Origin of the sequence: Campylobacter concisus (assembly GCF_902460545.1) — a bacterium.
Lineage (GTDB): Bacteria > Campylobacterota > Campylobacteria > Campylobacterales > Campylobacteraceae > Campylobacter_A > Campylobacter_A concisus_AE.
Genome location: NZ_CABPUE010000007.1, coordinates 24,345 through 36,016, shown reverse-complemented (window position 1 = coordinate 36,016; position 11,672 = coordinate 24,345). Strand labels below are relative to the sequence as shown.

At 38.1% G+C, this 11,672-nt stretch carries 11 protein-coding genes; 2 read left to right on the top strand and 9 right to left on the bottom strand.

Annotation, left to right across the window (positions count from 1 at the left end; genetic code table 11):
* From FZ949_RS09300 to FZ949_RS05375, 7 genes are all read right to left on the bottom strand, one after another.
* Nucleotides 1-226: adenylyltransferase/cytidyltransferase family protein (locus FZ949_RS09300; protein WP_187424716.1), on the bottom strand; the 226-nt coding region annotated here is incomplete at its 3' end.
* Between the two features lie 19 nt (nt 227-245).
* Nucleotides 246-1,283 (bottom strand): GDP-L-fucose synthase family protein, encoded by a 1,038-nt coding sequence (locus FZ949_RS05405; RefSeq protein ID WP_103579987.1) that lies wholly within the window; start codon nt 1,281-1,283, stop codon nt 246-248.
* A gap of 3 nt (nt 1,284-1,286) precedes the next feature.
* Nucleotides 1,287-2,429 (bottom strand): GDP-mannose 4,6-dehydratase, encoded by a 1,143-nt coding sequence (gene gmd / locus FZ949_RS05400; protein WP_021090247.1) that lies wholly within the window; start codon nt 2,427-2,429, stop codon nt 1,287-1,289.
* A gap of 3 nt (nt 2,430-2,432) precedes the next feature.
* Nucleotides 2,433-3,803 (bottom strand): mannose-1-phosphate guanylyltransferase/mannose-6-phosphate isomerase, encoded by a 1,371-nt coding sequence (locus FZ949_RS05395; protein WP_103579986.1) that lies wholly within the window; start codon nt 3,801-3,803, stop codon nt 2,433-2,435.
* A gap of 111 nt (nt 3,804-3,914) precedes the next feature.
* Nucleotides 3,915-4,802, bottom strand: coding sequence for a DNA-binding protein (locus tag FZ949_RS05390; RefSeq protein ID WP_103579985.1), 888 nt, complete (start codon nt 4,800-4,802; stop codon nt 3,915-3,917).
* 65 nt (nt 4,803-4,867) lie between these two features.
* Entirely contained in the window at nt 4,868-7,141 is a 2,274-nt protein-coding gene (metE, locus tag FZ949_RS05385) for a 5-methyltetrahydropteroyltriglutamate--homocysteine S-methyltransferase (protein ID WP_148790218.1), read from the bottom strand.
* Between the two features lie 541 nt (nt 7,142-7,682).
* On the bottom strand, nt 7,683-9,179 hold the full coding sequence (locus FZ949_RS05375) for a C69 family dipeptidase (protein WP_107953711.1): 1,497 nt from the start codon (nt 9,177-9,179) through the stop codon (nt 7,683-7,685).
* Between the two features lie 202 nt (nt 9,180-9,381).
* Between FZ949_RS05375 and rpmI the strand changes: the two genes are divergently transcribed.
* Both rpmI and rplT read left to right on the top strand, forming a co-directional pair.
* The gene (rpmI, locus tag FZ949_RS05370) at nt 9,382-9,573 is read left to right on the top strand and encodes a 50S ribosomal protein L35 (protein ID WP_054195943.1); all 192 of its coding nucleotides are present in this window, start codon (nt 9,382-9,384) and stop codon (nt 9,571-9,573) included.
* A 99-nt stretch (nt 9,574-9,672) separates the two neighbouring features.
* A complete protein-coding gene (gene rplT, locus FZ949_RS05365; RefSeq protein WP_004317321.1) occupies nt 9,673-10,029 on the top strand; it encodes a 50S ribosomal protein L20 in 357 nt (118 codons plus the stop codon).
* Between the two features lie 226 nt (nt 10,030-10,255).
* Here rplT and dapF read toward each other — a convergent pair whose 3' ends face one another.
* Complete coding sequence (dapF, locus tag FZ949_RS05360) at nt 10,256-10,999, bottom strand: diaminopimelate epimerase (RefSeq protein WP_107953713.1); 744 nt, start codon at nt 10,997-10,999, stop codon at nt 10,256-10,258.
* A gap of 50 nt (nt 11,000-11,049) precedes the next feature.
* Entirely contained in the window at nt 11,050-11,646 is a 597-nt protein-coding gene (gene coaE / locus FZ949_RS05355) for a dephospho-CoA kinase (RefSeq protein ID WP_107953715.1), read from the bottom strand.
* Nucleotides 11,647-11,672: the final 26 nt, after the last annotated feature.

The following is an 11,672-nucleotide window of genomic DNA, read 5'->3' as shown; positions in this document are numbered from 1 at the left end:
TATAACTGGCACTATCTTGTGGAACAATATTTTTTATCATAGAAAGATTTTCTAGAACTTCTTTCCGTTTATTATAATCTAAATAAGGAATATCATTTAACTCACCACATGCTTTTAATGTCAAAAGACCAACTGTAACTTCTCCGTATTTTGCGGCTTCTTTTAAAATTTTAATATGTCCGGCATGTACCAAATCAGCTATTATACTTACATAAACTTTTTTCATTTATTACTTTCTTTATTTTTTAATACCACTTATAAAGCATCTTTATTCCATCTTCAAGCTCTACTTTATGTTTCCAACCAAGAGAGTGGAGCTTAGAGGGGTCCGTTAGTTTTAACATCGTGCCATCAGGTTTGCTATCATTAAAGCACAGCTCTCCTTTAAAGCCAACTATATTTTTAACCAAATTTGCTAGCTCTTTTATAGATATATCTTTGCCAGTACCTATATTTATATGCGTATTTCTTATCTCTTTGCTATTTTTATCATAAGTATCTTTAAAGTCTCTATTTTCCAGTAAAAATATGCAAGCATCGGCCATATCTTCTGAATATAGAAACTCTCGCCTAGGTTTTCCTGTGCCCCAAATTTCTACTCTATCTTTTGAAATACCAAATTTACCAAGATAAGCCATAGCCTCATTTATATCTTTTGCTTTTAGATCTTTTACCACTGCATCAAATTTTTCTTCGCTTAAAAGCTTTGCTAGGTGTATCTTTCTTATAAGTGCTGGCAATACATGCGAAGTTTCTAGATCAAAGTTGTCGTTTGGACCATATAAATTTGTAGGCATAACAGATATAAAATTTGTGCCGTACTGTAAATTATAGCTCTCACACATCTTCATGCCGGCTATTTTAGCGATCGCATATGGCTCATTTGTGTATTCAAGTGGAGATGTCAAAAGCACCTCCTCCCTCATTGGTTGCGGAGCATTTTTAGGATATATACAAGTACTTCCCAGAAATAGTAGTTTTTTTACCTTATGTACATAGCTTTGATGGATCACATTATTTTGAATTTGCAAATTTTCATAGATAAAATCAGCTCTATACGTGCTATTAGCCACTATTCCGCCGACCTTTGCAGCAGCTAGCACCACATACTCAGGCTTTTCTTTTTCAAAAAACTCATAAACTGCTTTTTGATCCATTAGATCAAGCTCACTATGAGTTCTTGTGATTATATTTTCATAGCCTTTTGATTTTAAATTTTTCACTATAGCAGAGCCTACCAGTCCTCTGTGTCCTGCTATATAAATTTTGCTATTTTTATCCATTTCTTACTCGAAATAGCTCATTGTCTCATATCCGCCATCTTTTAGATAGACATCTTTTGTCATGAGCTTTAAGTCCGACTTCATCATATCGTTTACTAGATCTTGAAGGTTAAATTCTCTCTTCCAGCCTAGTTTTTTCTCTGCTTTACTAGGATCTCCAAGCAGTAAGTCAACCTCTGTTGGCCTAAAATATCTTGGATCTACGCAAACCACAGTTTGTCCGATACTTAAGTGGGACAAATTTAAATTTAACTCTTTTGCTTTTTCAAAATTTAGAAAATCCACAACTCCTACCTCATTTACGCCAGCCCCTTCAAATCTCAAATTTATGCCAGCATAAGCAAATGCAAATTTTACAAAATCTCTAACTGCTGTTGTTTGTCCAGTTGCTATCACCCAGTCTTCTGGCTCTGGAGCTTGTAGTATCATCCACATCATCTTTACATAGTCTTTTGCATGACCCCAGTCTCTTTTAGCGTCTAAATTTCCAAGATAAAGCTTGTCTTGAAGCCCAAGCGCTATCTTACTAGCTGCCCTTGTGATCTTTCTAGTTACAAATGTCTCACCTCTAACTGGTGATTCGTGATTAAACAATATACCATTACAAGCAAAAATACCATAAGCCTCTCTATAATTAACCGTTATCCAGTACGCATACATCTTTGCGACCGCATAAGGACTTCTTGGATAAAATGGAGTCGTTTCGCTTTGCGGCGTCTCTTGCACTTTTCCGTAAAGCTCAGATGTAGAGGCTTGATAAATTTTAGTCTTTTTCTCAAGTCCTAATATCCTTATAGCTTCAAGCAATCTAAGAGTGCCTGTGCCATCAGCATTTGCGACATATTCTGGTGTCTCAAAGCTAACATGCACATGGCTCATGGCAGCTAGGTTATAAATTTCATCTGGCTGTACTTCTTGGATGATCCTTGTTAAGTTCATAGAGTCCGTCATATCGCCATAGTGCAAGAAAAAGTTTCTATTATCAACGTGTGGATCTTGATAGAGATGATCTATTCTATCTGTATTAAAAAGACTTGTTCGCCTTTTTACACCATGGACTATATAGCCTTTTTTTAGTAAAAATTCTGCCAGATACGATCCATCTTGACCAGTTATACCAGTTATTAACGCTACTTTTTTATCCATAAATCACCTTTTAAAATCATCGTCTAGGCGAATTATATCATCTTCACCTGTATATTCACCGACCTGAGCTTCTATCAAAACCACAGGAATTTTTCCTTCATTAGACAGCCTATGAACTTCACCCATTTTTATATAGATAGACTCATTAGGACAAATGAGTCTAGTTGTCTCACCTATCGTCACAGTGGCACTTCCTGATAGTACTATCCAGTGCTCATTTCTATGAAAATGCTTTTGTAAGGATAGCCTTTTGCCAGGTTTTACCTCTATTATCTTTATTTTATAACCATCTTGATTTTCAAGAACAGTGTAGTTTCCCCATGGTCTATTTGTCGTGACATGGGCATTACAAAGCTCAGAGCTCTCATCTTTTAAAATTTCCACCACATTTTTTACTTTTTGGCTAGACGATTTTTTAGATATTAAAAGAGCATCTTTTGTATCAACTACAGTTAGATCATCGACATCTATTAAGGCTATTTTTTTGCCACTAGATAGGACTAGATTATTGTGAGAATTTATCTGTAAAAGATCACTATTTATTGTATTACCATTGATATCTTTTGGCAGCTGCTCATCCAAACTATCAAAGCTTCCAAGATCACTCCAAGATGCATCTAAAGCTACCATTTTTACGATATCTGACTTTTCCATTACAGCATAATCTATGCTATTTTGTGGGATATTTTGCATATCGGTAGTGTCTATTTTAATATCAAATTTGTCCTTTTTTGCGTTGTCAAAAGCTACTTTGCATGCTTCAAGTATCTCAGGAGCAAAAATTTTCATCTGATCCAAGAAAACGCCTGCCTTAAAGACAAACATACCTGAATTCCAGTAGAAATTTTGATCTTTTAGAAATTTTACCGCCCTTTCATAGTCTGGCTTTTCATAAAAAGCCTTTACATCACCATTATAGCTCTCTATATATCCAAATCCTGTCTCAGGTGACTTTGGCTTTATACCAAAAGTAACCAAGAAATTTTGCTCTGCCAGTTTCTTTGCAGCTTTTACACTTGTGTGATATACTTTAATCTCTTTTATCAAATGATCTGAAGGGGTTACTAAAACAATCTCATTTGGATCAAGTGCAAGGCAAGCTAGCGTGATCGCTGGTGCAGTATTTCTACCAACTGGCTCGAGCAGATATTTAAAATTTGTGATATTTAAATTTTCTATCTGATCCATCGCCAAGTAGTAGTGATCGATATTTGTTATCACGAATGTATTGTCACAAATTTCACTATTTCGTAGTGCAGTTAGCTGAAAAAGTGACCTATCATCAAATAATTTAATAAATTGTTTTGGCATTAAAGTCCTGCTAATAGGCCACAACCTCGTACCAGAACCACCACATAATAATATATTTGTCATAAATTTTATCTACTTTAAAATGAGCTTAAAAATCTTATATAATTAAAGCCAAAAAAGACTAAGAACTTACTAAAACCATATAAAATATAAGTTTTGATAGCTTTTAAACTATCAAAACACCTCTCTCATCTTATGCGTTAGCTCTAGGCTCGCTTCTATCTCAGCTCTTTTTGCCATTACGCTCTCTATATTGACACCAACATTTATGCCAAGCTTTTTAGCAAATTCATAAAGCTCTACGAAATTTTCAAGGCAAATTTGCGATGCCGTGGCTAAAAAATTATTACTCTGAAGCATCCTTTTCTCGCTCTTTTCATCAACGCTTATGCCAAGCCACTTGATAAACTCTAGCGTTTTTGGCGTGCCACAAGTCGTAAATGTCAAAATAATAGGCAAATTTAACCCGCTTTTTGCCACGCTTTCTAGTAAATTTTTAGCCAAATTTATATCAAAAACTGCCTGCGAGATAAAAAATTTCGCCCCCATTTTGGCCTTTTGGCTCATCCTTTGCTCTTCATCGCCTTTTTTAGCATGCCTCTCAGCTATGCAAACACCGCCCACTACAAGCTCTTTAAACTCATCTCTAGCGATCTCATAAGCACGCTCTAAGCTCATTTTAGGCTCTATCTTGCCAGAAGCAACGCCAACAAAAACATTTATATCGCTACTACTTTTGGCTAAATTTGCTCTAAATTCACTCTCGTTATATTTATTAGCAACCCTATAAAATATACTTGGTGTCTTTAAATTTAGGTATTTTGAGTAGTAAATTTCAGGGCTTAATGTATCGCTAAATTCAAAAGTTCGCTCGCTTTTTATGCGGCTACTTTCATCTTGGATCTCGTAAAGCACCAAGCCATCAGCCTGCACATCTGTGATCCTCTTGTCCCATTTTGTAGCAATCTCTTTAAGCTTCACCTCATCAAATTCAGCCTTTGGAGGTGTTAGACCGTAAAGAACTATACCACTTTCATTGTTTATGATCTTATCTTTTAACATTTTCTAACTTTTTTTGAAATTTAAACGGAGTTTAGCGCCTAGGCTTGCTAGACGCTAAATTTGGATTATAGAGCTCTTACGATCTTGACGGCTTCTACCATGTTTTTAAGGCTTGGCTCGACCTCTTCCCATTTTCTAGTTTTTAGGCCGCAGTCTGGGTTGATCCAGAGCTGCTCTTTTGGCAAGACCTCAAGCAGAGCTTTGATCTGAGCGACGATCTCTTCGACACTTGGCACGCGTGGGCTGTGGATGTCGTAAACGCCAGGTCCGACCTCTTGTTTGTAGCCAACGGCTTTAAAAATTTTAAGTAGTTCGTTGCCACTTCTTGCGGTCTCGATACTGATAACATCAGCATCCATTGCCTCGATAGTCTTAATAATATCGTTAAATTCAGAGTAGCACATATGCGTGTGGATCTGAGTTTTTGCCTCAGCCGAGCTTACTGAAAGCTTGAAGCAATCAACCGCAAATTTCTCATAAGCTGGGATATTTTCAGCTCTTAGCGGATAGCCCTCTTTAAACGCTGCCTCATCGACTTGGATCACTCTGATGCCAGCATTTTGAAGGTCTGCGATCTCGTCATATATACAAAGTGCGAGCTGTTTTGCCACCTCGCTTCTTGGCAGATCGTCACGCACGAAGCTCCAGTTTAGCATAGTCACAGGACCTGTTAGCATGCCCTTCATTACGTGTTTTGTGATGCTTTGAGCGTATTTCATCCACTTAACAGTCATCGGCTCTGGGCGGCTTACGTCACCAAAGAGAAGTGGTGGCTTGACGCAGCGGCTGCCGTAGCTTTGTACCCAGCCATTTTGGCTAAATGCGTATCCGCTGATCTGCTCGCCAAAGTACTCAACCATGTCGTTTCTCTCTGGCTCACCATGTACTAGCACGTCTAGGCCGATATCTTCTTGAAATTTCACGCAATGATCGATATATTTTTTGATGCCAGCTTCATAAGCAGCTGCGTCGATCTCGCCTTTTTTGAAATTTTGGCGAAGTACGCGAAGGTCAACCGTTTGAGGAAAGCTACCTATCGTTGTTGTTGGCAAGATACCGTATTTTAGCGTTTCACGTTGAATTTTGATGCGGTCTTCAAATTTCTCGTCACGCTCAAATTTGCTTAAATTTTTAACGCGATTTTGAACGCTTTCAGAGTGGATGAGCTTTGAAGTAGCGCGAGTTTTAACAGCATTTTTGTTCTCTTCGTAAATTTTTGTTTCGCTCTCATCAAGCTTCTCGCCATTTGCTAGTTTTGTGATGATCTTGATCTCATCAAGCTTCTCAACCGCAAAGCTTAGCCAACTTTTGATCTCAGGGTTTAAATTCTCTTCATATTTTAGAGTGTATGGCACATGTAGAAGCGAGCATGAAGTGCCAATGTAAAAGTCTTTGCCGCCTATTTTTTCTGAAATTTCACGAACAAGTTTTACTTTTTCATCGATGTTGCTTTTCCAGATATTTCTGCCGTCGATCACGCCTGCAAATAGCGTCAAATGGCTATTTTTGATAGTCTCAAGTGCTTCAAAATTTCTCTTGCCGTGGATGAAGTCAAGTGCGATGCCATAAATTTTAGTTTTAGCCACTTCGCTAACTGCCTTGATCGCATGTTCAAAATATGTCGCAAACACGATCTTGATGTTGTTTGCAACGCCTGTTAGCTCATTATAAACCTTTGTGATAAGTGGCAAAAGGTCGCTTTCGTTTTTGTCAGTTACAAAGATCGGCTCGTCAAACTGCACTAAAATTTCATCATCAAGCTTAGAAATTTGCTCAAGTAGCTTTTTGTACTCGCCTACAAGTACGTCAAGGTGTTTAAGTGGGCAGCTGCCGTCAGTCGTCTTTGAAAGGGCCAAAAATGTGATAGGGCCGATCAAATTTACCTTGCCTTTTACTCCATTAGCCTTCGCCTCTTTATATTCATTTAAAATTTTGTCCGCTTTTAGGCTAAATTTACTCTCGCTGCTAAGCTCTGGCACGATGTAGTGGTAGTTTGTGTTAAACCACTTTGTCATCTCCATCGCAACGCCATTTTTGTTGCCTCTTGAGCAAGCAAAATATTGCTCCGAGCCGCTTAAATTTGCAAATCTTGGAGGCGTAGCGCCAAAAGCGATGATGTTATCAAGCATTAGGTCGTAAAATGAAAAATCATTAACACTAATAGCCGAAATGCCAGCGTCTTGTTGGTATTTCCAGTGTCTTTGGCGAAGCGATTTTGCAGTCTCTTGTAAATTCTCTTCACTAAAGCCCTCTTTACCAGCCCAAAAGCCCTCTAATGCGCGCTTTAACTCTCTTTTTTCTCCAATTCTTGGAAAACCTAAAACATAACTTTTTATCATTTTTATCCTTTTTAAATTTCTTTTTTTAATTAAATCTGTACCCTGCACAGCAATCTTGAATATTTTTATGCAGGTACAAGGGGACTAGAATTACGAAACCGCCCCCCCCCTTATCCCTGCGACCCAAACCCCCAGCATGTTCAATGTTGTTGTGCTGCGCACAAGTCTGGGTCACCCAAAACACGGCGGATGACACCCGCTTCTTCTTAAACTAAAGTAAAATTTATAAAAAGCTCTACTAAAAAGATCCTTGCCAAATTTTAAACACTGCTTAGCTTTGCTATTAAAAATGCAGTTACAATGCAGCGGACCTGCTAGCAAAAATGGATTTATTTCAATGTAAAAAAATGTGAAATTATTTAAAAATTTGCGTGATTTTTGAAAATCGCTGATATGTTTTTTGCCGAGATTAATGAGCTTTATGCATGGGACAAGGCATCAGCGTTTTTCCTTTGAGATAAATTTTGTCCGGCATTATAAACGCTCTTTGCCAAATTTTTGTTTAAAGTATGGGCGCTACTAAATTTCACGCCCAAAGTTTTTAGTCTTTTTTACCTTTATTTAAAGATTTTAGCTTAGCGTCCAAATCAGCTGTAAGCATAGTAAAGACCTTATTTGTAAGCTCCTGAGTTAAATCCTTGGCCTCTTGCATAGTCTTTTGACTAAATTCATTTAAGAGTTTGTCCGCTTTTTTCTTATCTTTTTTATAAAGTTTGACGTATTCATCTTCAAATTTAGCCTGTTTTACCGCCAACTCTTTTTCAAATTTAGCGTAAGCCTCTTTAACCACTGGCGAATACTTCTCATAGTCAGTCATCACAAGGGTTTGAAGCTTTCTATAAACCCAGTATATCGAAGTATCATCAGCGTCGTATGAGCCATCTGAGTAGCCTTTTATAAAGCCATCAAGCCCCTCGTAATACGGCAAATAAACACTAAGATCAGCCATACCAAGAGCGACGTATGTCACACGGCCGATCTCTTTTGGTAGCCAAGGGCGCACCTGCATAACGTGAGACTCGTATGTTCTAAAGACGCTTATAGCGCGGTAAACGTTTTTCTTATCTTCATCTTTGCTAGAGTAGTTATCAAACGCAGTACCGTTGTAGTGGGCTCTCATCGCAGCTTTTAGATCTTCAACGCCTAGTTTTTTCTCTGGTTTTAAAAATACTGGAAATTTCTGACCATCGGCAAAGTCTTGTTTTAAGCTTGGATTAAACATGCTTTGCACCCAGCAAACACGTGGGTAGTTGTAGGTCATATCTCTCTCATCGTCCCTTGTATAGGCCTTTGTGAAGTTAAATTCTCCGTCTTTTGCAGGGTCATAAGTCTTGTTATCGATCGCAAATTTGATCACATCTTTTGCGCCCATGAAATTTGGGTCATTCTCTTTATAGTTTTGAAGGCGGCCTTGGTTCGCAGTAACGAAATACTCATCTGGAGCGATCTTTGTGGCGATCCACTTGTGTCCTGTGCCTGTTTCAAAGTACCAAAGCTCATTTGCGTCGATAAATACCACGCCAAAGCCCTCTCCAGCGCCCTTTGTCTCCACTATCTCGCCAAGAAGCTTAACGCCTTCTTTTGCACTCTTCATACGTGGCAAAAGCACATCTGGGATGTCATCTTCTGTGATGCCACTCTCTTCGTTATATGGGTCGATCTTTAAAAGCTCATCTTTTGCGTAAATAGTCTCAGTGCCGCTTAGCCCAACCCCTGCCTCGTTGTAGCCAACTGCTCCATGAAGCTTTGTGTGTGAATTTGCGATGGTTGTGTATCTCATGCCATCTTTTGGAAGTGGATATGTAAAGTCATTTGCGCCGTCATGGGCTTTTGAGCTATGCATACCAGTTTGATTCTTTTTTGCTGGATGGATCAAAAAGACTTGTGCCTTTACAGCCTTGCTGTCTGCACTCCTGGCAACCAGCATGGAACCGTCATTTGAAGCTTTATCTCCTACTAAAATGGTAGTGCATGCCAAGCTACTTGTGCCTAAAATCGCACTCATAGCAACAATTGATGCAAGAATTTTGCCTTTCATTCTTTACTCCTTTAGTGAAATAAAATTTCTTTATGTGATTATATGCAATTTTTAATAATTTAATTATAAATTTTAAAATTTTTTTAAGTTTAATGTAAATTTATTGCAAATTTTGTCTAAGTGAAATTTAAATTTTCTAAAGGATTTTTCGCTATAATCCAAAACTTACGCAATTGCGTATAAAATTTTAAAAAGGATTAGCATGCCAAAGATGAAAACCGTTCGCGGTGCTGCTAAGCGCTTTAAAGTAGGTAAAAATAAGATAAAAAGAGGCTCTGCTTTTAGAAGCCATATCTTAACAAAAAAACCTAGTAAGCGTATGAGAGACCTTCGTGGCCCACACTACGTGGATAGCACAAATGTCTCAGCCGTTCGCAAAATGCTCGGCGTATAAGCAGCGTAGATTTAAGTTTTTGACAAAAAAGTCATTCAAACTCCCCCAAATTTAGGGGCAAGACTCACTTCGTGAGCGCCAATTTGTAAAAGGATAAATATGGCAAGAGTAAAAACAGGCGTAGTTAGAAGAAGACGCCATAAGAAAGTTTTAAAGCTAGCACGTGGCTTTTTCAGTGCTAGACACAAACACTTTAGAAAAGCTAAAGAGCAACTAGAGAGAAGTTTAGTTTATGCATACCGCGACAGACGCCAGAAAAAACGTGATTTCAGACGTTTATGGATCGTTCGTATCAATGCAGCTTGCAGACTAAACGACATTAGCTATTCAAGATTTATCAACGGCTTAAACAAAGCCAAGATCGAACTTGATAGAAAAATTTTAGCTGATCTAGCTATGAATGACGCGAAGGCATTTGCGGCACTTGCAAAACAAGCAAAAGATGCTTTGAAATAACACCTTTTCTCCGCTTCGGCGGAGATCTTCTTTTTTTTAAATTTCTATTCAAATTTTTATTAAAATTTATTTTTCGAGATTTTAACTTAGTTATTTTGTATTCAAATTTTAAATTAATACCACTATAAATTTAGCTCAGCTCTTGAGCACAAATTTAGTGATATAAATTTGAAAATTTGCTTGCTCTGACTAACTCGAAGCAAGTGTTAGAAACTCGCTCTAAAAGCTAAATTTCGATACTCGTATCAAAGCAGTGTTTCACCGCTCCACTAAACAAAATTTTGCCGTTTTCAAGTCTAAGTCCAAGCTCCTCGCCACTTTTTGGATAGACTTTTAGGCATTGCGCTGCGTTTAAATTTAAAGTAGCGCCGTAAAAGCAAGCCGCCATGCCAGTGCCACAAGCTAGCGTCTCATCTTCTACGCCCCTTTCGTAGGTTCTCACCTTTAAAACTTCGCCCTCAAATTTGGCTAAATTTACATTTGCATTGTATTTTTGACGAAGTGCCCTGCACTCTTTGACATCAAATTCCTCTAAATTTTGTGTGAAATTTACAAGGTGAGGCACGCCTGTATCGTAAAAATACCAAGTTTTGCCGCCTTCATTTAGTGGCTCACTTAAAATTTTTGGGCTTGTTAGCACGACCTCGACACACTCGTCTTTCACGCTTGCCATAACCTCGCCACTACCAGTTAGCAGAGCAAATTCGTTTGAAATAACAAGACCATTTAGATAGGCATATCTAGCAGCCGCGCGCGAGCCATTGCCACACATCGCAGCGTAGCTTCCGTCGCTGTTGTAAAACTCCCATTTCACGCCCTTTTCGTAAGGCAAAAGTACTATTAGCCCGTCAGCTCCCACGCCGTTAGTCCTGCTGCAAATTTTCATTGCTAGCTCGCTTCTATCTTTGCTCAAAAATGTATGAAATATGACAAAATCGTTGCCACTAGCGTTGTACTTTGAAACTTGCATTATTTTTCCTTTAAAATTACTCTACTTATTTTTACCAAATTTGTATAAACTCAGCCACAAATTTGCCTTAGAAATTTCTCTAGTTCTTGCTCTAAATTTTCTTTATCGCCACTATTATCTATGATGAAATTTGCTTTTTTTCGCTTTTGCTCGATATCCATCTGAAGCTCCACTCTTACTTTTGCTTCTTCTAGTTCTAGACCGTTTCGGCTCATTAGGCGGCTTAGCAAAAGCTCTTTTGGTGCGTAAATCACGGCTACATTTTTAAACTCAGCGTAGCGATCCTCTTTTTCAAAAAACAAAGGAATATCGACAAAATAAACCTGCCCCAAGCACTCAAGCTTCGTAGCGCGAGATAGAATTTCTTCTTTTATCTTTGGATGCAAAATTTGCTCTAAAATTTTTAATTTTTTTGGATCATTAAAGACAATGGCACTAAGTTTTTGACGATCGATCTTGCCAGTCTCATCTAAAATTTGCTCGCCAAAAAATTCAACTATCTCACATTTACAAATTTCAAGCTGTTCATGAGCAATCATATCCGCATCAATCACACTAAAGCCTCGTTCTTTTAGCAAATTTATAGCCGTGCTTTTACCGCTAGCAATAGAGCCTGTAATGACATAAGCGTTTGGAAATTTCTGCAAACTCACTCCATTTTTGAAAATTGATG